The following is a 24,010-nucleotide window of genomic DNA, read 5'->3' as shown; positions in this document are numbered from 1 at the left end:
GGAGCCCCGTGCCCGAACAGTCGATATCCGCGACCGAGCAGTCCGTCCTCGTCCTCGACCCCACCGGCGGCGACCACCACGCCGAACTGAAGGCGCTGCGCGCCCGGGGTGCGGCCACCCAGGTGGACATCCTCGGGGTCACCGCGTGGTCCGTGACCGACCCCGACCTCCTCAAGCAGCTCCTGACCAGCCCGGACGTCTCGAAGGACCCCCGCGCGCACTGGCCCGGCTTCGAGCAGGCGCTGACCACCTGGCCGCTGGTGCTCTGGGTCGCGGTGAACAACATGTTCACCGCGTACGGCGGCGACCACCGCAGGCTGCGCCGCATGGTCGCGCCCGCCTTCAGCGCCCGCCGCATCGCCGTGCTCAAACCGGTCGTGGAGGAGACGGTGACCGGTCTGCTCGACGCCCTCGCCGCCCGGCCCGCCGACGAAGTCTCCGATCTGCGCGAGCAGTTGGCGTACCCGCTGCCCATCACCGTGATCGGGCGGCTCATGGGCGTGCCCATGGACCAGACCGCCGTGTTCCGCACCACGGTGGACGGTGTCTTCGACACCACGCTGACCACCGAGGAGGCCATGAAGAACACGGCCGGCCTCTACGCGGCGCTGGACGAGCTGATCGCGGCCAAGCGCGCCGAGCCCGGCGACGACATGACCTCCCTGCTGATCGCCACCCGCGACGAGGAGGGCGACGGCAAGGGCATGACGGACGAGGAGCTGCGCGACACCCTGCTGCTGATGATCAGCGCCGGGTACGAGACCACGGTCAACGCCATCGACCAGGCCGTCACCGCCCTGCTGGCCGACCGCGAGCAGCTGGAGCATCTGCGGGCCGGGCGCGCGGCGTGGGAGGACGTGGTCGAGGAGACCCTGCGCTTCGAGCCCTCGGTCAAGCACCTTCCGCTGCGCTACGCCGTCAACGACATCACGCTGCCCGACGGCCGGGTCATCCCCAAGGGCGACGCGATCCTCGCCTCCTACGCCGCGGCCAACCGCCACCCGGACTGGCACGGGCCGACCGCCGACCGGTTCGACGTGACCCGCCTCTCCAAGGAGCACCTCGCCTTCGGACACGGCGTCCACTTCTGCATCGGCGCCCCGCTCGCCCGCATGGAGATCGCCGCCGCGCTCCGGCAGCTCTTCGAGCGCTTCCCGGACATGGAACCGGCGGTCCCCGCGCACGAGTTGAAGCCGGTCCACTCCCTGATCAGCAACGGGCACCAGAGCCTGCCGGTACGGCTGCGGCCCACCGCCGGCTGACCGCTCCGGCACCCCCGCCCCGACACCCCGGCCCGCCGCGCCCGTACCTCTCGCGCGGCGGGCCGGCGCCGTTTCCGGCCAGGCCATGGCGCGTACCCGCACCCCCCGCCGCTCGAACGCCGCCGAATACGCCCCTGTGGAGCGCGTAAGGCCCCTGACCCGTTACGTCACCACCTCCGAGGGACCCAGTTCGAATCGGCGCGCCGAACACAACCCGGCCCAGCTCCCCCCACAACTGGCAAAATCCCCTCTTCACCTCAGAACCCCCCGAAACCCTAACCTTGGTGACGATCTCAGCCGCTCCACAGCACGATCACACCGGGGGAACCACCATGACGGACCAGCTTTCGCTGGCGACCGTGGCCACGACCGCGCTGCCGCAGATCTTCGGATTCCTCTTCGGGCGGCTCGGGGAGGCACTCGACCGGTGCGCGGAATCCCGTGCGGACGGGGAGTTCCGCCCGGCACTCGCGGAGCCTCCGGCCCCCTATGTCCTCCATCCGGGAGCCCTGACCGAAGACCGCCTCGCCCGACTCACCCGCGCGGAGCAGGAGTTGAGCAGGTACAGGCGCGACCCGGACCTGATCCGGCCGGAGGACGCGAACCTGCTGCGGACACTGAGCCAGGTGCGCGACGACCTCGAAGTGGTCTACGCCCAGCGCTTCACCTTCGCGGGTGAGCGCCGGCCGGCGCCCGGCGTCAGGGTCGTCCAGCGCTTGGACGACATCGAGGCGAACGCCGTGGCGCAGGGCGTCAAGGCGCGCCACGTGACCGACCGGGCAGCCGTCGACATCGAGCAGACCGCGCGCACCGTGCGTCCTGGCGGTGAGGTCACCGGCCTGCATGTCGAAGGCACCCTCGGCTGAATCCCCGCCGGTTCCGCGCCCCTCTCGACGTCACAAGGTCAGGAAACGCACGCCATGCACGACGAACATCCCGCGCCGCCCGATCCGTTGGGCCTGGCAGCGCTGCTGGAGAGCGACGCCGTCGCCCGGCTGCGCCAGCTCGCCCTGCTGAACTTCGGCGAGATGAACGCCGTCAAGGTCAGCGCGGGATTCGACATGCCGCTCGAACACGGCGCGTTCTCCGACGACTTCATGGAAGCGGTACGCGCCGTGTTCGTCGCCCCGGAGGGCGGCACGGATTTCGGCGCCGTCTACGGGTCGTTCAGGCAACCCGGCTCGGTCACCGTTCTCGCCGAGGGCCCGGGCAGGGGCCGCACCACCGCCGCCCGCGCCCTGCTGGCCGAACTGCGGCACGAGCACCCGGACGTACGGGTCGGCCGGCTCGGCTTCGGCGCCTCCCCCGACTTCCCCGCGCACCGGCTCCCCCACGTCACCGACTGGGCCTATGTGATGGAACTCCCGCCCGACGAGGACGACTTCGCGGTGGCCGACACCTTCGGTGCGACCCTTGGCGGACTGCGGGACCAGCTGGCCCACCGCAGGGCACGGCTCGTCGTGCTGACCACTCCGGAGCAGTGGCGGCGCATCGGCTCCGGCGCCCCGGTGGGCACCCGGCAGCCCCTGGGAACGCCGCCCCCGCTGGAGATCGCCCGCAAGTGGCTCACGGCGGAGTCCCCCGGATTCCCGGTGGACCGGTGGCTCACGGACGGGCACATCGCGGCGCTGCTCGACGGCCGGCCCCCGGTGGACGTACTGGAGATCGTCGGCCACATCCTGCACGCCCACCGGTCGGACGACGACCGGCTGCCGCAACTGGAGGCGCTGGAGGCGCTGGCGCGGAAGTACAAGCGCGAGGGCCGCACCCCGTTCGACCGCCAGGTACTGAGCGTCCTCGCCGCTCGCTCCAACTGGCGTGCTCAGCTGCTCGGTTGGCACCGGGAGACGGGACGTACCGCCTTCCAGCGCAACTTCCTCGTGTCCTGTTCCGCGCTGCGGGGCGCCCCGGTCGCCCATCTCTACGCCGCGGCCGCCGACTTGGGGAAGCGACTGCGCGAACCCAAGGTCTCCCTCGGCGGCCAGCAGGAGCCCGGGGTCATCGAGATGGTCGCCTCCATCGACGGCGAGCTGACGGAGGACGGCACCGTCGTCTTCGGCCGGCCCGACTGGGACGACGCGGCGCTGGAGTACTTCTGGGTGGACCGCCCGCTGTCCCGCACCAAGTTCCTGGAATGGCTGGCCGCCGCACCGCTGAAGACCAGCCGGCGGTCCCTGGACAGCCTCAGCCGAGCACAGCAGCAGGCCATGGCGCTGCGCATCGGCTCCTTCGCCGTGCAGTGGGCCGTACGCCAGCGGCGGCAGGAGCCGTTGCGGCAGCTCGCGCTGGGCTGGCACGGGGAGGTGCTGTGGCCCACGCTGATCGAGATCCTCACCTCGGCCGGCGTCCATGCCGCGAGCGCGCCGTACATCCACGAGATGCTGCGGCAGTGGGCGCAGACCGACTCCCCGGCCCTGCGTCTCGCCGTGATCGAGGTGTGCGCGGGCGAATTCGGCAGACAGCACACCGTGAAGGCGCTACGACGTCTGCGCCACGCCGCCGGCGGTCCGGAGCCCGAGGTGCGCCGGGCACTCCAGGGCGCGGTGCGGGCGCTGTGGTCCGAACCCACCGCCCGCTCCGACCTGTTCTCCTACGTGGTGACCTGGTGCGGCGCCGAGGCGACCCGGGAGGCCGGGCGCGAGTCGTTCCGCACGCTGGCCTCCACCACGGACGCCGCCGCCTCCGCCCTCCCCGTCCTGCTCACCCGCGACGGCGACAGCGACTTCGCCCCGTCGACGGAGGAGCTCACCACCGGCTGGCGCGCGGTGCTGTGCGGCGCGCGCGGCCTCGAACCGGACGACGCCGACGCGACGGCCGTCCGGCTCTGGCTGGACGCGGCGCGGCGCTACCCGGGCCTGCTGCGCGAAGTTCTCACGGTTCTCGCCACGGCGGTCCGTACCGAAGCCGGCGAGGAACCGGCCGCACCGGCGGAGAACCCCCGCGACCGGCTCCGGGCGATCGTCCGCACCTGGGCCCGGACCCCGGACCCCGACGCGTCCGCACCCGGCGCCTGCGAGCTGCCGGCGAACGCCCCGAGCCGTACGGCCGTGTACACGGCCCTGACCCATCTGCTGGACGACGGTCTCGTGGACAGCTTCCGGAGCCGGCTCTCCCGCGCCGCCGGGGCCGGGGCTCCCGCGTGAGGTGGCCGGGACGGCGCCGTACCCGGTCCGTGCACGTCTTCACCGACGTGTGCGAGAGCGAGGACGCGGGGCTCGCCTTCGAGGTGTCCGCCCGCGTCGAGTGGCACTGGTCGAAGCGGGGCCCGGCACCGGCCGACGCCCCGCGTGTCGCCGGACGTCTGGTGCGGCGGTTCATCGAGAAGACGCTGAACGAGTCGTCCGTCCTGCGCCCGCACGCGGCGGAACAGGACCTGGCGGCCGTACTGCGCGAGGAGGTCCCGCTCGGCGACGACGTGACGGTGACGGCCGTGACGGCCTCCGTCCGGGTCGACGACGCCGTGGTGGCGGCGGCCCGCCGCAGGCAGCAGACGCTGCACGCCTGTGAACTCGACGAACTGGAGCGCCGGCAGGCCCGCGCCCGCATGGAGTTCCTCCGCGACGAACTCCTCGCCGACCCGTCCTCCGCCCTCCTGTACAGCCTGCTCCCGCCGTCCCCGCGCCTGGGCGGACCGCTCCCGGGCGCCGACCTGGACAAGCTGGTCGACGACGCCCACCGCTGGCACCCCGAGTCACGCTGGGTGGTGACCGCGCGGGTGCTCCAGACCTTCGGCGAGCGCATCACCGAGGACACCGCCGAGGATCTCCTGAAGCTCCTCGGCGCCGCCCTGGCGACCCTGGGCCACCACGACCTCGCCGCGAAGCTCGCGGAGCCCGTCTCTCAGCACCCGCCCTCGGACGCCAACGCCTCCCGCTGAGCCGTTCGCGCCACCCGGGCCAGCAGTTCGCGGAGTCGGCGGGCGTCGGGTTCGTCGAGGTCGGCGAGGAGGCGGGACTCGGCGTGGGCGATACGGGCGCGGGCCTGGTCGAGGAGGGTGCGGCCCTCGTCGGTGATCAGGACCTGGCGGGCGCGGCGGTCGCGGGGGTCGGGCCTGCGGGTGATCAGGCCGCGTGCTTCGAGGTCGTCCAGCAGATAGGTCATGACGGTGCGGTCGAGGTGCACCTGCCGGCCGAGGGCGAGCTGGGAAGGCGTCTCGCCGGAGGCCAGGGCGACCAGGACCAGATAGCCCCGGGGGCCGCCGGGCAGGTCCTCCACCGAGCTGGTGGCCACGCGGCGGAACGCGGTGGAGACCATGCGGATGCTCCAGCCGAGGTCCGAGGCGAGGCCGGTGTCCCCGGGCGGTCCGGCGTCGGCTGCGGAAGGCGTGTCACTCACGGGCTCAACCTATCGCACGACCCCTCTGCCCCCAAGATGTTCTTGCGAACAGAACATCTGTCGAGCATAGTTTCCAGCAGGGGCTGCGGACACATATGCGCAGGGCACACCTGTGACGCGCGGCCCATGTGGACACATACGGGAAGTGGGATGTGCGATGAGCAGCACCGACCTGCGGGGCAGTACCGGCCCGAGCGGCAGCACCGCCCTGGTGACCGGAGCCACCTCGGGCATCGGCCGGGCGGTGGCGCAGCGGCTGGCCGAGCAGGGGGCGCGGGTCGTCCTGCACGGCCGGGACCGGGCCCGGGGCGAGGCCGTGGAGAAGGAGATCACGCGCCAGGGCGGCACGGCCCGTTTCGTCGCCGCCGACCTGACCGACGCCGAGGACACGCTCCGGCTGGCCGCCGAGGCGGGGGAGGTGGACATCCTGGTGAACAACGCGGGGGTGTACGACCTGAGGCCGACCGCGCGGACCGACGCCGCCGCCTTCGACCGGCACTTCGCCGTCAACACCCGGGCGCCGTTCCTCCTTGTGGGCGCCCTCGCGCCGGGCATGGTCCGACGCGGCCGCGGCGCGATCGTCACCATCGGCTCCAGCGCGGCCAGGAGCCCCGCACCGATCGGCGGCGCCTACGCGGCCTCGAAGGCGGCCGTCGAGACCCTGACCCGCTACTGGGCCACCGAGTTCGGCGGCAGCGGTGTACGCGTCAACGCCGTCTCCCCGGGCCCGGTGCGGACCGAGGGCCTCTCCGCCATCTTCGGGGACGGCCTTGACGTACTCGACCGGGTCAACGCGCGCGGCCGGGTGGGCGAGGCCGAGGAGATCGCCGACGCCGCCGCCTTCCTGGCCGGCCCCGCGAGCAGTTACGTCAACGGCGCGGTCCTCTATGCCGACGGGGGCGAGGTCAGCACGCTGCCGGGGTGAGCGGGCGCCGGGCAGCGGACGTCGTACGTCGGCGTCGTACGGACACGGCAAAGCCGGTCCCGCCGTCGAATTGGCGGGACCGGCCTCGTCGTTGGGGCGTCCGGGTGCGGGCCGGGGTGGGGCCTCAGATGCGGCCGCCGGTGAGGCGGGTCAGGGGGCCCGCCTGGGTCCTGGCCGTCGAGCGGCCTATCGCGAAGGCCGCTCCGGCGACGCCCGCCACCGCGGCGGCGGTTCCGGCGGCGATCGCCTTGCGGTGCTTGACGACCGTCCACGCCGACCCGGCGGCCGCGGCGACCTTGGCGGCGTTGGCCGTCACGGCCTGCTGCCCGCTCTGGAGACCCACGGCCGCCGCCTTGCTCACACGCTGGGCGGCCTGACCGGCCGCCTGGACCCCGGCGGCGGTCGTGCCCGTCGCCTCGTGCGCCGTCTCCTTGGCGTCCAGCGCCGTGTCCTTCGCCTCGCGGGCGGTGTCCCGCGCGGTGGCCGTCCGAGAAGCGGCGGCCTTCTTGGCGCCGTTGGCGGTCGAATTCCGGGTGTTCTTGTTCTCGGTGGTCATGATGCTCCTTCTGTCCCGGGTTCTGTAACCCAAACAGGTTTTCGGCACCGCATCGGAAATCGCTCAGAATTCACGCGGGAGCAATGATCCCAGCGGGCCGAGATCCATATTCAGATCATCCATCGTGAGGCCGTACCGTTCACACAATTCCTCCATTCGTTCCTGGAGGATCATCAACGTCACGCCGATGCGTTCCTCCTGCTCCTCGCTGAGGTCCCCCTGGTCGACGCGGTGGATCGCGGTCCGCTCCATCAGCTGGCGCAGCAGTTCCACGATGGTGAGGACCAGTTTGATGAGGTCCCGCTCCACCGTGTCGGAATCGGTCTTCCACCGCGGACTCGCCATTCCCTGGCTTTCGGACATCGCTCAGCACTCCTGACCGCGCGGCCGGGGAAAAGCCTCCTGGGGAGCCGGTTCGCCGGAGGTGATCGACCGGATGACCGCGCGGAGATTGATATGGACCAGATCCACGTCGGCGATACTCAGCACCAGATCGCCGGTGAGGACGGCGCCGCCGTTCAGCAGCCGGTCCAGCAGGTCGATGAGGGCGACGGGCGGGCCGGAGAGGGGCTCGGGGTCGTGGACGCCGGCGGTACGTACGCTCATGGCCGCCCCCCGCCCGCCGGGGCCTCCTCAGCCGGCCGCGGCTCCTGCGACTCCCGCGGCTCCCACGTCGCGAACGAGTACGGCGCCCACGGCCCGGTCACCTCCACCACCGCCCCCGGCCGCGCGAGCGCCTCCAGCCGGTCGCGGAACTCCGCCATCGCGCCCAGCGGCACGAGGTACGCCTCGTTCGCCACGTTCTCGCCCCGTCCGTCGGACCACTCCCCCTGCTGGGGCCGGTGCGTCACCCGGGCCGCCGCCAGCGCCTCCGCCTCCCGCGCCGCGGCCTCCGCGACGCCGGTCGCGACGCGGTACGCGTGCCGCGCGGTGTCCCGCTGGGCCCTGCGGCGCCGCAGATAGTCACGTCCGGGTGTGGTGGCCTGCTCAGGGACCTCGGACGCGGGTGCCGGCGCGGCGGCGTGCGGTACGGCGTACACCTTCACGCCGAGTTCCACCTGGCCGTCGAGCAGGTCCAGCAGCTCGCCGAACGGCACCCGCCGCTCGTCGAGCATCGCCGCCACCCGTGCGTCGTCGCGGTACACCGTGACGAGGCGCAGCGGCAGGACCGTCGCCTCGGCGAAGGCCGCGTCCACGACGGCGTGGTGTGCGCGGGCCAGGCTCTCCAGGCGGTCCAGATCCTCCAACTGGGCGGTCAGCGCGGCCTCGTCGAACCGGCCGGCCGGGACGGCGGACACCAGGGCGGCCAGCCCGCCGCCGCGCACGGTGCGCAGATCGTGCCCGTCCACCCCGGTGACCAGGCCCGTCACCCGGTCGAGCGCCCGCTCGTCCCGGCCGACCGCGTAGACGTACCGCAGTTCCGCGTCACTCATGACCGGGCCTCCCCTCGGACTCCGCCTCCAGCGCGGGTTCCTGGCCGGCGGCCGTGCGCAGCCGGGCGATCTCGGCGCGCAACCGCTCGTTCTCCTCGGCGAGTTCGGGGGCCGGGGCACGGGAGGGCGCCCGCGAGGAGAGGGAGGGGTCGTGCTCCCACCAGTCGATGCCCATCTCCTTGGCCTTGTCCACCGAGGCCACCAGCAGGCGGAGTTTGATGGTCAGCAGCTCGATGTCGAGCAGATTGATCTGGATGTCACCCGCGATCACGATGCCCTTGTCGAGGACTCGCTCCAGGATGTCGGCCAGGTTCGCGGACGACCCCTGTCCCGCGTACGGGGACGCGGAGCGCGTGGGAGCGGGCAGGCGGCCGCTGAGTGAATCGGTCACGTCGTCACCCCTTGTCTGTCGGCCGGTCCCCGCTCACGCCCGCGCGCCGGCGGTACGGCGGCGGCGCCGGGAGCCCCGGGGAGCGGGCTCGTCGTCGGAAGGCTCGGGCTCGTCGTCGTCGGAGAGCGCGGTCTCTTCGTCGGCGGCCTCGGACGGCTCGCCGTCGGAGAGTTCGGCCTCGTCCTCGTAACCCTCCGGCTCCTCCTCGTCGTACGGCTCCTCGTCCGTCAACTCGTCGTCATAGGCATCGAGTTCGTCGTCGTCTTCGTAGGCCTCGTCGCCGGACTCGTCGGACTCGTCGGACTCGTCGCGCTCCGGGGCCTCCGAGTCCCGCTCCTCCTCCGCGGGGCCTTCCAACTGCTCTTGTTCCTCGGCCTCTTCGCGCTCGACCGCCTCCTCGTGCGGGACGACGACCTCGCCGTCGCGGATCTCGCCGCGCCAGCCGTCGGTGGCCTCGCCGCGCATCATGAGGAACTTGCGGTAGAGCTTGAGGTCGAGCCGGGCGCGGCGGCCCTGGGCGCGCCAGATGTTGCCCGTCTTCTCGAACAGGCCCTTGGGGAAGTACTCCAGGACGAGCAGCACCTTGGTGAGGTCGTCGGTGACGGCGTGGAAGGTGACGACGCCCTTGACGGTGCCCTTGGCGCCCTCGGTCGTCCAGCTGATCCGCTCGTCGGGGACCTGCTCGGTGACGTTGGCCTTCCAACTCCGCGTGGACTTGGCGACCTTGACCTTCCAGTTGCTGCTGGTGTCGTCCGCCTTCTCGACGCTCACCACGCCCTTGGCGAAGGTGCTGAACTCCTGGAACTGGGTCCACTGGTCGTACGCCTCGCGCACCGGCACGCCCACGTCGATGTCCTCGACGATGGTGACGCTCTTGGACTTGCCGCCACCCGCCTTGCGGCCCTTGCCGAACAGGCCCTTGACCTTGTCCTTCACGGTCTCCTTGAGGTGGGAGACGCCCGCGCTCATCGCGGCCTGCGCCGGGGACTTGCCGTCGGCCAGCGCCTGCCCGCCCTTGGCGAGACTCTTCAGCGGGCCGGAGGCGGCACCGGGCTCCGCCAGCCTGGAGACACCCTCCCCGAGCCGCCGGCCGAGGCCGGTGACCGTGTGCTCGGCGCGCGCGACCAGGTAGTTGCGCAGCTCTTCCTTGAGCCGGTCGGTGGCGGGGTTCGACAGCACGTCGTCGCGGATCTTGCCGACGGTGGAGTCAGGCATCGCTGTCACCGCCGCTCTTGCGCGTGGAGGTGGTCCGCTTCTTGGCGCTGCGGGCGCCGCTGCTCGCCTTCGTGGCGGCGGACTTCGCGGTGCCGCCGGTGCGCTTGCGGGCGGTCCCGGCGGTACGGCGCGTGCCGCCCTCGGCGGAGGAGCGGGCCGAGCGGGCCCGCTGGGCGGGGGCGCGGCCGCTGTCGCCGGAGGACCTGCGGCGGGCCGGCTCCTCACCGGCGGAGTCGGCGGAGTCCGTGGCGTCGGCGGAGTCGTCCGCGTAGCCGCCGTCGCCGTCCCGCACCTTGTCGCTGACGCCCGTGGGGTCCTGCAGGGCCTCCGTACGCTTCGCGAGCGACGAGGCCAGTCCGGCGGCCCGCTGCGTCAGCGCCTCGGTGGCCGCCGTGCGCGTGGCGTCGACCAGCTGCGACCGTACCTGGTCGTTGAGTCCGCCGAGCGCGGGCGAGTTGGCGATGAGCTTGCCGACCCGCCGGGGGTCGAGGTCGAGTTTCTTGCCGGCCAGGAACATGCCCAGCCCGAGGGCCAGTTTGGCCTTCTTCGTGCGCCCGAGGACGTATCCGCCCACGAGAGCGACGGCTATCTTGGCGTTCTTCGTCATGGTGTGTGCACCCCGGTTTCTTCCGTTCTTCTCTCGTCGCGGTTCCTCATGGACCGGCTCGGCCTCCTCACCGCACCCGCCTCTCTGAACCCCTTTGCCGGTCAACCCCCTTGCCGGTACCGCTCGATCTCGTCCAGCCGGTCGAGCAGCTCGTCCTCCAGGCGGTCGTACTCCTCCTCGGAGATGCGCCCCTCGGTCAACTCGCTCTCCAACTGGGTGAGTTGGCGACGCACCGGCTCGGGGTCGTAGTACTCGCGCTCCGCCGCCGTCAGTACCTGGCCGATGACCCAGGCCGTGCCCCGGACCGGGGCGAGCGGGAGGGTGAGGATGCCGGTGATCAGGCCCATGGCCGACTCCCTTCCGGCGATGGCCGCGTGCGGCCGCTTCAGACGAAGCTGTACGGCGGCAGCGGACCGGTGAGGGTGAACGTGTAGGCGTCACCCAGGCGTTCGGCCTCGCGCTGCACGGTCTGGACGAACGTGTCCGCCTTCGCGTCCTCGACGAGGAACGAGACGCTGAGGATGTCGGTGCCGGGCTCCCCGGGGGAGACGCTGGTCGCGTGGGGGGACAGCGCGTCGGACAGCACCCGCGCCTCGGCGGCGCGGCGGGCCTCCACCTCGTGGGAGACCGTCTCGCCGAGGGCGATCCGCTCGTCGTGCGCGCCCGGGTCGGCCAGCGTGCGCTGCCGCAACTCCCGTACCCGCTCGGAGTTGTTGACGATCTCGCGCAGCAGGTCGTCCTCGTCGCGCACGACCCTGAGGTGGTACTCGACCTGGCCGTCGAGCTGGGCCAGGCGGCTGCGGTAGCCGTCGCTCTCGGCGTCGAGCGCCGCCGCGACCTCGTCGTCGTCCGGCGCGAGGAGTCCGAAGCGCATGGGAAGCGTCGCGCCGTCGGCCATCAGCGCCTCCAGGACCCCCTGGTGGGCGCGGACGTCACGGCGTTTGGCGCGCAGCCCCTCGGGCGCGTCGCTGACGACGGCGGTGAGCGTGCCGGTCCGTACGGTCCGCAGCTCGGCCGGGGGTTCGCCGACGCCGCGTACGTCGTCGAGGCGCAGGGGATGATCGGCACCGGTGATGCCGTACACGTAAGTGGGCACTTCCTACTCCTCGCGGCGGGCGGACTGGCGGCTGGACGTCGACTTGCGGGCGGTGCGCTTGCGGGGCTCCTCCTCGGGCTCGTCGTGCTTGCCCTGGAGGGAGTCCGTGAAGGCCTCGACCGCTCCCGTCAGCGCTCCTTTCGACTTCCCCTTCGCCCCGCTCTCGGTCATGTCACCCACGAGGTCGGTGAGTTGACTGGGCGCCTTGCGGCCCGACTCCAGGTCGAGGCGGTTGCACGCCTCGGCGAACCGGAGATAGGTGTCCACGCTGGCGACGACGACCCGTACGTCGATCTTGAGAATCTCGATGCCGACCAGCGAGACGCGGACGAACGCGTCGATCACGAGCCCCCGGTCGAGGATGAGTTCGAGGACGTCGTAGAGATTTCCCGAGCCGCTCCCTCCGGAGGTGGTACTGCTCTGCTGGACGAGTGTCATGGTGAACTCCTTTCCGTGCGACCGCGGTTCAGCGGCGGTCGATCTGGCCCCTGGCGTAACGGCGCAGCCGTTCGTAGCCGAGGAGGCGGCCGCGGTGGTCGAGTTCGATGCGGTAGGACGCCATGACGCTCATCGTGTCCGGCACCCTTTCCAGTTCGACCACTTCGACTTCCGCGGACCACCCGTCATCGGTCGCCCGCACCGCCGAGACCGCGCCCGCCTCGCGTTGCAGCAACGCGGAGAGCTGGCTGCCCGCCCGGCTGACGACCGTCGGCAGGTCCAGCCGCTCTTCCGTGTTCTTGCCGTCCTTCTGGCTCTCGTCGTCGTTGCCGCTCATGAACTCCGCCCGCCGGAAGCTTTCTTGAAGACGGTCTTCATCCGTCCTCTACGACTTCTGCTTCGCGTGCCCGTGCGACTCTCACGTATGCCTCGCGTCCGTACGGGCGTGGGGAGAAGGGACTCCGTATCCACCCGATGAGTTCCGTCGTTCCACACGGTCCAAGTCCCGTCGGCGAGGTGCCGGCACAGGCTTCCGCTTCGGAGGGAACACATGACACAGCTGCTGCGGGTCCAGAACTTCAACGTCTCCAGCGACGGCATCGGCGCCGGGGAGGACCAGAGCCTGGAACGGCCGTTCGGCCACGTCGATCCCGGGCGGCTGTTCGCCTGGGCCGGGGCGACGGCCAGCTGGCCCATGCGGACCGACCCCGGGGGCAGCCGGGGCCTGGACGACTACCTGACCCGGGACTACCCACGGAACATCGGCGCCGAGATCATGGGCCGCAACAAGTTCGGCCCCGTACGCGGGCCTTGGCAGGGCGACGAGTGGCGCGGCTGGTGGGGCGACGAACCCCCGTTCCACACCCCGGTCTTCGTCCTGACCCACCACGAGCGTCCCCCGCTGACGCTCTCGGACACCACGTTCCACTTCGTGTCGGGCGACCCGGCGACCGTCCTCGCGCAGGCGCGGGAGGCCGCGCAGGGCAAGGATGTCCGGCTCGGCGGCGGCGTCTCGACCATCCGGCAGTTCCTCGACGCCGACCTGGTCGACACGCTCCATGTGGCGGTCTCCCCCGTGAAACTCGGCCACGGCCTGCGCCTGTGGGACTCCCCCGACGACCTCCTGGACCGCTTCCATATGGACGTCGTACCGAGCCCGAGCGGGGTGACGCATCACTTGTTCTGGCGGAAGTAGCGCGCGCCGTCTGGCACAGACAGAGGAGCCGTCACTGGGCGCGCAGCCACCACTCCACCCCTGCGACAAGGTGGTACGGGTACGGGTGCCGGGCTTCGCGGGCTTGCGGCGGCGGTGTGCCATGGCGGGTCTCCCCCAGGTGGCGGTGTTGGTCTCGGTCGGTGCGCCGGGCCCGGCGTTGATTCAAGACTGGCCTGGTGGGGGTGATGTGGTCCCAAGTACCGGGCGCGTGAGGCGAGTCGGGTACTAATCTGCTGGTCCGCGCCGGTGGGGGCCGGTTGCCCGGTTCACCTGTTTCGGGTGAACGGCGTCGAAGGGCGCCGAGGCCTGTGGGAGTTCACCGTGAGGCGCTGTATCGCAGGCTGCGTGCGCTGCGAGTTGAGGCGGAGGCCGCCTATCGCCAACGGCACGGAGGGCGCGGTCTGCAAAGGCCGTTGGAGAAGCAGGTCCGCGGGACCGGGCTGTCGGGTACGTCTTCGTGGGAGGGCAAGGTCGCCAGCCGCTGGGCGCCGAGCACGCTCGCAAGCTTCAGCGTTCCGCAGCCGGGCAGCGCCGATCAGGTACTCGCGATGGTCGCGGTGTGGGCGTCCTGGACCGGCGCCCGGACGCTCGAAGGCGACGGCCGGGTGAGGCGGGCGTGGCTCGCTTCCGACGTGGGCGGCCGGGACTGGCGGAGGCTCCTGGAGGCCGCGCACCGGGAGAACGCCGGGGCGGTCCGGCGCAAGGCGTCGGCGGCGTCCACCTCCGCTTCCGGCGAGGAGGCGGAGGCGGACGCCGCCGTGGAGCGGTACTTCACGCGCCTGATGCAGACGTGCGGCCGGCTGAACCTCGATGTGCTCGGCGGGAGCGAGCGGGCCGGTGAGCAGCCCGCGATCCGGCTGCCGCAGGTCTTCGAGGCACCGCCCGCATCCTGGGACGCGCCGAAGTCTGACCTGCCGGCCCGCCTCTGGCAGGAACTCGTGGAACGCGGCGAGGTGCCGGCCGAGGAACCGCCACCCGGTCTGCGCGCGGATCAGGTCCACGCGTGGCACAAGTCGCGGGTGGAGCGGCCACCGGTGCCGGTGCTGGAGGCGGTCGCCTCGCCCAAGGGACGACGCCTGGTGCTGCTGGGAGACCCCGGGGCGGGCAAGTCGACACTGTCGCGCTATCTCGCGCTGGCCCTCGCCGGCGGCCTGCCGGAGGTGCCTTCCGAACTGCGCGAGCTGGTGGCGGCCGGGGCGGTGCCGGTCGTGGTGGAACTGCGCCGGCTCGCCGACGGCAAGCAGTGGCAGGGGCGGACCGTGGAGGACTTCTGGGAGGAGTTCGACGCCACCGAACGCATGGGGTTGCCCCGGCACGTTCTGGAATACCTGTTGGAGCGTACGCACCGGCCGGTGCTGGTCGTCTTCGACGGCCTGGACGAGATCTTCGACCCGTGCAGACGGGCCGAAGTCGCGCGCCAGGTGGCCGCGTTCGCCGAGGTGCACACGCACGTACGCGTCGTCGTCACCTCGCGTGTCATCGGCTTCGCCCCGGAGGTGTTCACCAACGCGGGCTTCAGCCGGGCCAAGATCGAGAACCTGTCCCGGCGGCAGATCGAGTCGTTCATCCGCCGCTGGTACGCCGCCGCCCACCCCGACGAGCCCGGCGAGGCGTCGCGTCTGAGCGAGCGTCTGATCGGCGCGGTACGGGGGTTCACCTCGGTGGCCGAACTCGCGGGCAACCCACTGCTGTTGACCATCCTGTCCTCCATCGGCCTCGGCGCGACCATCCCCCGCGACCGCCGCCAGGTCTACGGTCACGCCGTCGAGGTCCTCACCGGCCGCTGGGACCGCGACGCCAAACACCTCACGCTCCCCCGCCGGCACCACCCCGAGGTCGCCGCCGCCCTCGACGAACTCGACACGGGCCTCCTGCAAGAACTCCTCGAACGCCTCGCCCGCCGCCTCCAGGAGAGCGCGAGCACCCCCGGCGGCAGCCCCCTCATCTCCCGCGCCGACCTCACCGTCATGATCGCCGACTACGTCACCACCGACATGAACTACGAGCCCAACGTCGGCCGCATCGTCGCCCACGCCATGGTCGAACGCCTCCAGGACCGCGCGTTCCTGCTGCACCCCTACGGCGCGGGCATGTACGACTTCGTCCACCGGACGTTCCTGGAATACCTGGCCGCACGAGACCTCGGCCAGCGGTACGCGGGACGCGAGTGGACCCCGGAACAGCTGATCGACATGCTGGCCGAGCGCGCCGTGAATCCTGTCTGGCACGAGGTCATCCTGCTGTTCATCGGGGAGATCAGCCGACAGGCGGAGGCGGAACACGCCACGTTCATCGCGCGGCTTCTCCGGATGCACCGGGACAATCGGTCGCACCGGGACTTTCGGTTGCGGTCGGCGTTCCTGGAATTCGCCATCCGGGTTCTGGCCGAGGCCCACCGGATTCCGCGTGCGCCTTCCCGTACCGAATGCCGTCCTGGATTCCCTGATCGCCCAGCTGGTGAACAACCCTTACGTCAATCTGGACGGCGCGGTTCCCGCCTTGATGGCCTTCCCCTGGTCCTGGACGGGCCGGGAGCGCTTCCAGCGCTGGCACCGCACATGGATGGATTTCGATCCGGGAAGCACGCCGCATGTCGTCGCCGCGGCGCTGTGCCGTACCCCGCGTGAAGCCGTCCAACTTGCCCGGCCGCCCTGGCCCACCGGGGTGACACCTGCTGCTCTGCGAGCGCTTGGAGAACGGTGGCCGGACCAGGAAGACACCTACACCTGCGTACCAAACGCAGCGGCAACCCTCCGCGATACAAGTGACGTGCCCCTGAAACTCCTCACCCTCGCCTGGCCCGAGCGCCCAGAAGCAAAGCAGCTCCTCCTCGAACTCGCAGAAAAAGGCGTAACAGAGTCCGACGTCCAAATCGCCCTACGCTACGTGGACAGCGTCAACCAAACCCCCACCCCGAAACACGACCCCCCACACCCCCACTGACCCCCAACCGAGCCCACCTCCCCCCACCCCCCCGCAAGCCCCCTTGACTTCGCGTGCACTCAAATCCGTACCGTTCCCGACATGACCACTCCCGCACAGCACAAGATCGGTTCCGGCTTCGGGGCCGACACCACCGCCGACGAGGTCCTGCACGGCATCGACCTCACCGGCAAGCTCGCGATCGTCACCGGCGGCTACTCGGGCATCGGCCTGGAGACGACCCGCGCCCTGGCGAAGGCGGGCGCGCATGTCGTCGTGCCGGCGCGCCGTACCGAAACCGCCCAAGCCGCACTCGCGGGCCTCGACAACGTGGAGGTGGACGAGCTCGACCTCGGCGACCTGGACAGCGTGCGCGCGTTCGCGGAGCGGTTCCTCGCATCGGGCCGCACCGTGGACATCCTGATCGACAGCGCCGGGATCATGGCGTGCCCGGAGACCCGGGTGGGACCCGGCTGGGAAGCCCAGTTCGCCACCAACCACCTCGGCCACTTCGCCCTGGCCAACCGACTGTGGCCGGCGCTCGCGGACGGCGGCGCCCGGGTGGTGTCGGTGTCCTCCAGCGGCCACCGTCTCTCCCCCATCCGCTGGGACGACGTCCAGTGGAACGAGGGCTACGACAAGTGGCAGGCCTACGGCCAGGCCAAGACCGCGAACGCCCTCTTCGCCCTCCACCTCGACAAGCTCGGCCGCGACTCCGGCGTCCGCGCCTTCTCCCTGCACCCCGGCGGGATCATGACGCCCCTCCAGCGCCACCTGGCCAAGGAGGAGATGATCGAGCGCGGCTGGATCGACGAACAGGGCAACCCCGCGAACCCCGGTTTCAAGACCCCCGAGCAGGGCGCCGCGACCCAGGTCTGGGCCGCCACCTCCCCCCAGCTCGACACCCTCGGCGGCCTCTACCTCGAAGACTGCGACATCGCCGAACTCACCCCGGAGGACGGCGCCTGGTCCGGTGTGAAGGCCTGGGCGACCGACCCGGAGCAGGCGGCGCGGCTGTGGGAGCTGTCGGCGGAGCTGACGGGCGTGAACGCGTTCGAGAAGTAGCCCCCGATACGGCTCCGGCTCGCGTCGGCGGTGGGATTCGCCACCGCCGACGCGAGCCGGATCATCACACCTGGAGCCCGTCAAGCCAGTCAGCCCCGCCAGGCCAGTCAGCCCTACCAGCCCCGCCAAGAGGCCTCAGCCCGCGTCAACCACCAACACGATCTTCCCAGTCGTCCGCCCCGTCTCCCCCAGCGCATGCGCCTTCGCCGCCTCCGCCAGCGGGAACACCTCCTCGATGTGGGCCCGCAGCGCGCCGGAGGCCGCCAGTTCGGCGACGGCCTTCATCCCCGCCTGGTCGGCCTCCACGAGCAGCGTCTCCACCCGTACCCCACGGGCCGCGGCCTTCGCCGCCTCCTCCGGATCGGTGCCGGGCAGCAGCGAGACGAGGACCCCGCCGGGACGCAGCACGTCGAGCGAACGGGCGCGTGTGTCACCGGAGATGGCGTCCAGCACCACGTCCACGTCCCGCACGGCCTCCCGGAAGTCGACGGACCGGTAGTCGATCACCTCGTCCGCCCCGAGCGACCGCAGGAACTCGTGCTTCGGCGCGCTCGCCGTACCGATCACGTACGCCCCGAGCGACTTGGCGATCTGCACGGCGAGGTGCCCGACGCCACCGGCGGCGGCATGCACCAACACCCGCTGCCCGGGCTGGACTTGAGCGGTGTCCACGAGCGCCTGGTACGCCGTGAGCGCGGCCAGCGGCAGCGCGGCCGCCTGGACGTGGCCGATCGCGGCGGGCTTGTGCGTGAAGGCGCGGGCGGGACCGGTGACGTACTCGGCGTGGGCGCCGACCCCGTGCGGGTAGGGCAGCATCCCGAAGACCTCGTCGCCGGGCTTGAAGAGGGTCACGCCGAAGCCGACCGCCTCCACGACGCCGGACGCCTCCCAGCCGAGGACGAGGGGGAGCCGGTCGAGGAAGACGCGGTGGGCCCGGTGCTTCCAGTCGGTCGGGTTGAGACCGGCGGCGCGGACGGCGACCAGGATCTCGCTGGGGCCCGGCTGCGGGCGGGGCAGCTCGGTCTCCTTCAGGACCTCGGGGGTGCCGTACTCGTCCTGGCTGATGGCGCGCATGGTGGCGTGATTCGTCATACGTCCAGGTTCGCCGGGGCCGGCCGCGCGTACCATGGCATGAAAGCCATCTTTCAACGGGATCGTGCCACCACTTCCACCGGGATCGTGCCATGACCGCTCACCGTGTCGTCGTCCTCGCCCTCGACGGGGTCTACCCCTTCGAGCTGGGCATCCCCAGCCGGGTCTTCGGTTCGGCCGGGGGCCGCTACGAGGTGCTGACCTGCTCGGCCGACGGCGGCCCCGTCGCCACCAACTCCGACTTCTCGGTCACGGTCGGCCACGGGCCCGAGGTGCTGGCGACGGCGGACACGGTGGTGCTGCCGCCGTTCGACATCCAGCGGCTCAGCCGCGATCTGCCGCCGAAGGCCGCCGAGGCGCTCGCCGCCGTACCGCCCGGCACGCGGATCGTATCCGTCTGCACCGGCGCCTTCGCGCTGGCCGCCACCGGACGGCTCGACGGCCGCCCGGCCACCACGCACTGGGCCCTCGCGGACCTCTTCCGCTCCTGGTACCCACGGGTGACGCTCGACCCGGACGTGCTGTTCGTGGACGACGGCGACGTCCTCACCTCGGCGGGCGCCGCCTCGGGGGTCGACGTCTGCCTGCACGTCGTACGGCGGGATCACGGCGCCGCCGTCGCCAACGAGGTCGCCCGGGCGTGTGTCGTACCCCCGTGGCGGGACGGCGGCCAGGCGCAGTACATCCAGCACCCGGTCCCCGAGGACTCCGCCAACAGCACCTCGGCCACCCGCCATTGGGCCCTGGAGCACCTCCACGAACCCCTCTCCCTGGCGGAGCTGGCCGAACACGCCCGCATGAGCGTCCGCACCTTCGCCCGCCGCTTCACCGAGGAGGTCGGCACCAGCCCGGGCCGCTGGCTGATCCAGCGCCGCGTCGACCGCGCCCGCCACCTCCTGGAAACCACCGACCTCCCCGTGGACGACATCGCCACCCAGGTCGGCTTCGCCACCGGCACCTCCCTGCGCGAACACCTGCACGCGACGATCGGCGTAACGCCGGTGGCATACCGCCGCACCTTCCGCGGCGCGCCCCACGCAGCGAACGAATCCCGGACCATCACCTGGCCCACGGAACTCCGCGGGTGCCGGTAAGAGGGCATGGGGTGCGGTTTCCCGAACCCCCGGCTCGGGTGCTGCCACGATCGACCGCCGTGCCGGGCCCGCCAAGGATGGGGGCATGGCTGAGACGACGACGGATGTCGGGACCGGAGCCGCCGCACGGGCGGAGGGGCTGCACAGGGAGTACGGGCGCGGCGCGGCCGCCGTGCACGCGCTGCGCGGGGTGTCGGTGGCGCTCGCGCCGGGGACGTTCACGGCGGTGATGGGGCCCTCGGGGTCCGGCAAGACCACCTTGCTGCACTGTCTCGCGGGGATGGACCGGCCCTCCCGGGGCTCGGTCTGGTGGGGCGGTACGGAGGTGTCCCGGCTGCCCGAGCGGCGGCTGGCGGAGCTGCGGCGCGGCCGGGTCGGGTTCGTCTTCCAGGCGTTCAATCTGATGCCGGCGCTGACGGTCGCGCAGAACGTCGAACTCCCCGGCCGGCTGGCCGGGAAGCGGCCCGGCCGGGGCCGCGTGACGGACGCGCTCGCCCGGGTCGGACTGGCCGGGCGTGAGCGGCACCGGCCCGGGGAGCTGTCCGGCGGCCAGCAGCAGCGGGTGGCGATCGCCCGTGCCCTGGTCTCCCGCCCCGAGGTGCTCTTCGCCGACGAGCCGACCGGGGCGCTCGACCGGCGGACGGGGCACGAGATCCTCGCGCTGCTGCGCGCCGGTGTGGACCGGGAGGGCCAGACCTGTGTGATGGTGACCCACGATCCGGTCGCCGCCGGATACGCGGACCGGGTGCTGCTGCTCGCCGACGGTCTGGTGGTGGACGCGTTCGACCGGCCCACCGCCGCGCGGGTCGCCGAACGCCTGAGCCGGCTGGGCGGGTGAACCCGATGACCCTGATCGCCCTGGCACAGCTGCGCCGCCGCCCAACCGCCTTCGCAGGTCTGGCGGTTGCGCTTTTCCTCGCCATCGCCACCCTGACGATGTTCGGTTCCCTGTTCGCCGCCGATGTCACCGCGCCCGCCTCCGCCCGGGAGGCGGCCACGGGTCCCGGGCTGATGGTGATCGCCGGCGCCTTCGGCGAGATCTCCGTCCTGGTCGCGTTCTTCGTCGTGGTCAACTCCCTGGGTTTCGCGCTGCGTCAGCAACACCGTGAGCTGGCCCTGCTGCGCACCATCGCGGCGACGCCCCGGCAGACCCGGCGGCTGGTCCGCGTCCAGGTCTGCGCGACCACCTTGCTGACGACCGTGCCGGGCTGGCTCGCCGGAGTGGCCCTGGCCCGTCGCTTCCTCGCCGAAGTGCAGCAACTGGGGCTTGCGGCACCGGACATACGGGTACCGGTGGCGCCGGTACCGCTGCTGGTCGCCCCGGCCGCCGTACTCGCCGTAAGCCTGGCCGCCTCGGCCGTCGCGGCTCGCCGGATCTCCCGTATCGCGCCCGCCGCGGCCCTCGCCGCGAGCTCAACGGAGCACGGGCGGACGGGCGTACCACGTCTGCTTGCCGGAACTGTCGTACTGACAGGGGGAGTTCTGCTCCTACGACTGGCCGCGACGCGGTCGGCGGCGCAGGCGGACAAGGCGGGGCAGGCGGCCCTGCTCGCTTCGCTGGTCCTGCTGACCGCCGTCGCCCTGACCGGGCCGTTCACGGTACGTCTCCTGACGGCCGCCCTGGGCGCGCCGGTACGGACACTGGCACCGGGCGCGGGATGGCTGGCCGACGCCAACCTCCGTGGCTACGCCCGGCGTTTGTCGTCCGCCGTCGTACCGGTGGCACTGCTCGTGGGGCTGTCGGGCACCATGCTCACCATGACAAGCACCGCCGAGCACGCCGTGAACTCGGCGGCGACGAGCGCCACTTCGGCGACGGACAGCTGGCTGCGCCAGGCCGAGCTGACGCTCCTGGCCTGTTTCGCCGCCGTCTCCACCCTCAACACCCTGGTCGCCGTGACCGCCGAACGGCGCCGTGAATTCGCCCTGTTACGACTGGTCGGCGCCACCCGGCCGCAGCTGATACGCATGCTGACGGTGGAAGCGGTCCTGACCACGGCCGGGGGCGTCCTGCTCGGCGCGGCGGTCGCGGGTGCCGCGTCGGCGGCGTTCAGCACGGCGGTGACCGGCTCGCCGATGCCGTATCTCCCTTTGGCCGCCTGCTGGTTCATCGTCGCGGGCCCGGCGCTGCTGACCGTACCGGCCATCCTGGCCACCGGTCTGCGAGCGGTCCAGGGGCGGGCGGCGGAGTTGGTGGGGGGTGCGCGTGACTGAGTACGGCGGGGGCGGGGTGGGTGGGTCAGGAGCACGAACTCTCTTATTTTGTACGGGACTTCGCGCGGCGAGCCGTACGGAACGTCGTACGCCGGCGGCCACGACACCCGGGCCCGCAGATGGCTGAGCGGTGGCCGCGTCACCTGTCCGTGCGGGGCGGCGAATGGACCTTCGCCGTCGTCGGACTGCCGCTCGCCCTGCTCGGCGGTGTCTACGCCTTCGCCGTCCTGTACGCGGGCGCGCTGCTCTCGCTCACGGTGCTCGGTCTGCCGTTCGTGGTCGCCGCGCTGCTGGGGGCGCGGGGCCTGGGCGGGCTGCACCGGCGGCTGGTCGACGGGTTGCTCGGCAAACAGGTCGAGGCCCCCGCGAAGTTGCCCCGCCCGGCGGGCCTGATCGCCCGTGGCCGTATCGCACTGACAGATCCGGTCGCCTGGCGGGCGCTGCTCTATCTCGTACTGCGGCTGCCGCTCGGCGTGCTCGGGTTCGTCACCGCCGTGGTGATCCCCCTCGGCTGTGTCTGGCTGACCGGTTTCCCCCTCTGGAGCCGTCTGCTGCAGCCGGGTGCGCGGCCGGCCGGCCGGCTGAACGCGGCCTCCATGATGCTGGGCCCGCTTCTCCTGTACGCGGTGCCCGGCGCGATCCGGATCCTGAGCGAGGCGAACCGCCGTCTCGCACGGCTGCTGCTCGGCCCGGCCCGTACCCAGCGGCGCGTCCGGGAGCTGGAGACCGCCCGGGCCACCCTGCTCGCGGAGAGCACCGACCAGTTCCGCCGCCTGGAGCGCGACCTGCACGACGGCACCCAGGCCCAGCTCGTCGCCCTGGCCATCACGCTCTCGCTGGCCGACGACGCGCTCTCCTCCCCCGACGGCCCGGACCCGGAGCGGCTACGGACCCTGGTGGACCGCGCCCGTACCCAGACCGACGACACCATCACCGGACTACGACGGCTCACCCAGGGCATCCACCCCCTGGCCCTGGACGGCGGCCTCGACGAGGCACTGCCGGGCCTGGCCGCCACCTCGCCGATACCGGTCACCGTCCACCTGGACCTACGGGAGGACCCCCACCCGGCGGTAGCCCGCACCCTCTACTTCTGCGCCGCCGAACTCCTCACCAACATCGCCAGGCACAGCGGTGCCCGCTCGGCGGAACTCAGGGCATCCGCGGCAGACGGCCGCACGCGTCTGGTCGTACGAGACAACGGCTGCGGCGGAGCGACGCCAGGCACGGGCACCAGCACCGGCACCGGCCTGACCGGCCTCGCCGAGCGACTGGCGGCGGTGGACGGGACCCTACGGGTGGACAGCCCACCCGGCGGCCCCACGTTGGTGACCGCCGAGTTGCCGACGCGCCTGCGCTGAATCAGCCGCCGCTCTCCCCCAGGTAGGCCAGAACGGCCTTCACCCGCCTGTTGTCGGTGTGCGTCGCCCGCAGCCCGAACTTGCCGAAGACAGCGGCGACATGCTTCTCCACCGCACGCTCCGACACCACCAGCAGCGCGGCGATGGAACGGTTGGAATGGCCTTGCGCCATCAACTCCACCACCTCGCGCTCCCGCGAGGTCAACGTATCCACCCGACTACGCCGACCCCCGCGCATCATGACGCTGACCACCTCCGGATCAAGCGCCACGCCCCCTTCGGCGACCCGGTGCAACGCGTCCACGAACTCCGAGGTCCGCGCGACCCGTTCCTTCAGCAGATACCCGACCCCGGCCGCACCCCCGCCCAGCAGCCGGGACGCCCAGGCCGCCTCCACATGCTGCGAGAACACCAGAATCCCCACCTCCGGCATCCTCTCCCGGATCTCGACAGCGGCACGAATCCCCTCGTCCCTGTGCGTGGGCGGCATCCGCACATCCACCACGGCCACATCCGGCCGATGCTCCCCCACCCCCGCGAGCAGCTCATCCGCCGTCCCGGCGGTAGCCACCACCTCACACCCCCGGGCTCCGAGAAGCTCGACCATCCCGTCCCTAAGCACGACGGAATCCTCGGCGAGCACGACACGCAGACGCCCCTTGATCATGCCGCCATTATCGAACCGGCCCGCAGCCCCGCACCGCCCCGGCGAGGTCCTCCAACAGCACATCGGCCACCAGCTCTTCCCCGAGCGCCGTACCCCGGGCCTTCGAATAGCCACCGTAGAG

At 71.9% G+C, this 24,010-nt stretch carries 26 protein-coding genes; 12 read left to right on the top strand and 14 right to left on the bottom strand.

The features are described from left to right. Positions 1 to 8: 8 nt before the first annotated feature. The 4 genes from AB0898_RS15110 to AB0898_RS15095 all read left to right on the top strand — a co-directional run bounded on the left by AB0898_RS15110 (position 9) and on the right by AB0898_RS15095 (position 5,139). Positions 9 to 1,262, top strand: a complete 1,254-nt coding sequence (locus AB0898_RS15110) for a cytochrome P450 (protein WP_366803350.1) — start codon at positions 9 to 11, stop codon at positions 1,260 to 1,262. A gap of 332 nt (positions 1,263 to 1,594) precedes the next feature. After that, entirely contained in the window at positions 1,595 to 2,128 is a 534-nt protein-coding gene (locus AB0898_RS15105; RefSeq protein ID WP_366803349.1) for a hypothetical protein, read from the top strand. Between the two features lie 54 nt (positions 2,129 to 2,182). Beyond that, a complete protein-coding gene (locus AB0898_RS15100; RefSeq protein WP_366803348.1) occupies positions 2,183 to 4,405 on the top strand; it encodes a hypothetical protein in 2,223 nt (740 codons plus the stop codon). Between the two features lie 29 nt (positions 4,406 to 4,434). Continuing rightward, positions 4,435 to 5,139 (top strand): hypothetical protein, encoded by a 705-nt coding sequence (locus AB0898_RS15095; protein WP_366803347.1) that lies wholly within the window; start codon positions 4,435 to 4,437, stop codon positions 5,137 to 5,139. On the opposite strand, the gene AB0898_RS15090 is transcribed toward AB0898_RS15095, so the two are convergent. Further along, on the bottom strand, positions 5,103 to 5,597 hold the full coding sequence (locus AB0898_RS15090) for a MarR family winged helix-turn-helix transcriptional regulator (protein WP_366803346.1): 495 nt from the start codon (positions 5,595 to 5,597) through the stop codon (positions 5,103 to 5,105). The two genes, AB0898_RS15095 and AB0898_RS15090, sit on opposite strands and share 37 nt — an antisense overlap. Positions 5,598 to 5,754: 157 nt before the next feature. On the opposite strand from AB0898_RS15090, the gene AB0898_RS15085 reads away from it, so the two are divergent. Next, positions 5,755 to 6,522, top strand: coding sequence for an SDR family oxidoreductase (locus AB0898_RS15085; protein WP_366803345.1), 768 nt, complete (start codon positions 5,755 to 5,757; stop codon positions 6,520 to 6,522). Between the two features lie 124 nt (positions 6,523 to 6,646). Here AB0898_RS15085 and AB0898_RS15080 read toward each other — a convergent pair whose 3' ends face one another. The 11 genes from AB0898_RS15080 to gvpO form a co-directional block, all read right to left on the bottom strand. Beyond that, a complete protein-coding gene (locus AB0898_RS15080) occupies positions 6,647 to 7,078 on the bottom strand; it encodes a hypothetical protein (protein ID WP_366803344.1) in 432 nt (143 codons plus the stop codon). 63 nt (positions 7,079 to 7,141) lie between these two features. Then, entirely contained in the window at positions 7,142 to 7,441 is a 300-nt protein-coding gene (locus AB0898_RS15075; protein ID WP_366803343.1) for a gas vesicle protein K, read from the bottom strand. A 3-nt stretch (positions 7,442 to 7,444) separates the two neighbouring features. Then, positions 7,445 to 7,684 (bottom strand): gas vesicle protein, encoded by a 240-nt coding sequence (locus AB0898_RS15070; RefSeq protein WP_366803342.1) that lies wholly within the window; start codon positions 7,682 to 7,684, stop codon positions 7,445 to 7,447. Continuing rightward, positions 7,681 to 8,511, bottom strand: coding sequence for a GvpL/GvpF family gas vesicle protein (locus AB0898_RS15065; protein WP_366803341.1), 831 nt, complete (start codon positions 8,509 to 8,511; stop codon positions 7,681 to 7,683). The genes AB0898_RS15070 and AB0898_RS15065 overlap by 4 nt, the downstream gene beginning before the upstream one ends. Then, positions 8,504 to 8,902, bottom strand: a complete 399-nt coding sequence (locus tag AB0898_RS15060) for a gas vesicle protein (RefSeq protein ID WP_366803340.1) — start codon at positions 8,900 to 8,902, stop codon at positions 8,504 to 8,506. The genes AB0898_RS15065 and AB0898_RS15060 overlap by 8 nt, the downstream gene beginning before the upstream one ends. A 33-nt stretch (positions 8,903 to 8,935) precedes the next feature. Next, positions 8,936 to 10,117, bottom strand: coding sequence for an SRPBCC family protein (locus AB0898_RS15055; RefSeq protein WP_366803339.1), 1,182 nt, complete (start codon positions 10,115 to 10,117; stop codon positions 8,936 to 8,938). Then, positions 10,110 to 10,724: a hypothetical protein gene (locus AB0898_RS15050; RefSeq protein WP_366803338.1), complete on the bottom strand. Its 615-nt coding sequence runs from the start codon at positions 10,722 to 10,724 to the stop codon at positions 10,110 to 10,112. Before AB0898_RS15050 ends, AB0898_RS15055 begins: the two co-directional genes overlap by 8 nt. Positions 10,725 to 10,825: 101 nt before the next feature. Beyond that, a complete protein-coding gene (locus AB0898_RS15045) occupies positions 10,826 to 11,071 on the bottom strand; it encodes a gas vesicle protein GvpG (protein ID WP_366803337.1) in 246 nt (81 codons plus the stop codon). A gap of 38 nt (positions 11,072 to 11,109) precedes the next feature. Continuing rightward, complete coding sequence (locus AB0898_RS15040) at positions 11,110 to 11,820, bottom strand: GvpL/GvpF family gas vesicle protein (RefSeq protein WP_366803336.1); 711 nt, start codon at positions 11,818 to 11,820, stop codon at positions 11,110 to 11,112. 3 nt (positions 11,821 to 11,823) lie between these two features. Further along, positions 11,824 to 12,258, bottom strand: a complete 435-nt coding sequence (locus AB0898_RS15035; protein ID WP_366803335.1) for a gas vesicle structural protein GvpA — start codon at positions 12,256 to 12,258, stop codon at positions 11,824 to 11,826. A gap of 28 nt (positions 12,259 to 12,286) precedes the next feature. After that, positions 12,287 to 12,595: a gas vesicle protein GvpO gene (gene gvpO / locus AB0898_RS15030; protein WP_366803334.1), complete on the bottom strand. Its 309-nt coding sequence runs from the start codon at positions 12,593 to 12,595 to the stop codon at positions 12,287 to 12,289. Between the two features lie 213 nt (positions 12,596 to 12,808). Between gvpO and AB0898_RS15025 the strand changes: the two genes are divergently transcribed. From AB0898_RS15025 to AB0898_RS15015, 3 genes are all read left to right on the top strand, one after another. Further along, positions 12,809 to 13,453: a dihydrofolate reductase family protein gene (locus AB0898_RS15025; RefSeq protein ID WP_366803333.1), complete on the top strand. Its 645-nt coding sequence runs from the start codon at positions 12,809 to 12,811 to the stop codon at positions 13,451 to 13,453. 434 nt (positions 13,454 to 13,887) lie between these two features. Continuing rightward, positions 13,888 to 16,101, top strand: a complete 2,214-nt coding sequence (locus AB0898_RS15020) for an NACHT domain-containing protein (protein ID WP_366803332.1) — start codon at positions 13,888 to 13,890, stop codon at positions 16,099 to 16,101. Between the two features lie 397 nt (positions 16,102 to 16,498). Beyond that, complete coding sequence (locus AB0898_RS15015) at positions 16,499 to 17,461, top strand: SDR family NAD(P)-dependent oxidoreductase (protein ID WP_366803331.1); 963 nt, start codon at positions 16,499 to 16,501, stop codon at positions 17,459 to 17,461. Positions 17,462 to 17,596: 135 nt separating this feature from the next. Here AB0898_RS15015 and AB0898_RS15010 read toward each other — a convergent pair whose 3' ends face one another. Beyond that, positions 17,597 to 18,535, bottom strand: a complete 939-nt coding sequence (locus AB0898_RS15010; RefSeq protein WP_366803429.1) for an NADP-dependent oxidoreductase — start codon at positions 18,533 to 18,535, stop codon at positions 17,597 to 17,599. 110 nt (positions 18,536 to 18,645) lie between these two features. Here AB0898_RS15010 and AB0898_RS15005 point away from each other — a divergent pair, with 110 nt between their 5' ends. The 4 genes from AB0898_RS15005 (at position 18,646) to AB0898_RS14990 (ending at position 23,222) form a co-directional block, all read left to right on the top strand. Next, positions 18,646 to 19,647, top strand: coding sequence for a helix-turn-helix domain-containing protein (locus AB0898_RS15005; RefSeq protein ID WP_366803330.1), 1,002 nt, complete (start codon positions 18,646 to 18,648; stop codon positions 19,645 to 19,647). Between the two features lie 85 nt (positions 19,648 to 19,732). Next, complete coding sequence (locus AB0898_RS15000; protein WP_366803329.1) at positions 19,733 to 20,485, top strand: ABC transporter ATP-binding protein; 753 nt, start codon at positions 19,733 to 19,735, stop codon at positions 20,483 to 20,485. A gap of 5 nt (positions 20,486 to 20,490) precedes the next feature. Next, positions 20,491 to 21,861, top strand: coding sequence for an FtsX-like permease family protein (locus tag AB0898_RS14995; RefSeq protein WP_366803328.1), 1,371 nt, complete (start codon positions 20,491 to 20,493; stop codon positions 21,859 to 21,861). Positions 21,862 to 21,980: 119 nt separating this feature from the next. Continuing rightward, entirely contained in the window at positions 21,981 to 23,222 is a 1,242-nt protein-coding gene (locus tag AB0898_RS14990) for a sensor domain-containing protein (RefSeq protein ID WP_366803327.1), read from the top strand. Position 23,223: 1 nt separating this feature from the next. Here the strand turns inward: AB0898_RS14990 and AB0898_RS14985 are convergent, their stop codons facing one another. Further along, a complete protein-coding gene (locus AB0898_RS14985) occupies positions 23,224 to 23,889 on the bottom strand; it encodes a response regulator transcription factor (protein WP_366803326.1) in 666 nt (221 codons plus the stop codon). Positions 23,890 to 24,010 lie beyond the last annotated feature (121 nt).

Source organism: Streptomyces sp. NPDC005435 (genome assembly GCF_040703155.1).
Classification (GTDB): domain Bacteria; phylum Actinomycetota; class Actinomycetes; order Streptomycetales; family Streptomycetaceae; genus Streptomyces.
This window is presented reverse-complemented; position numbering and strand designations above follow the sequence as displayed.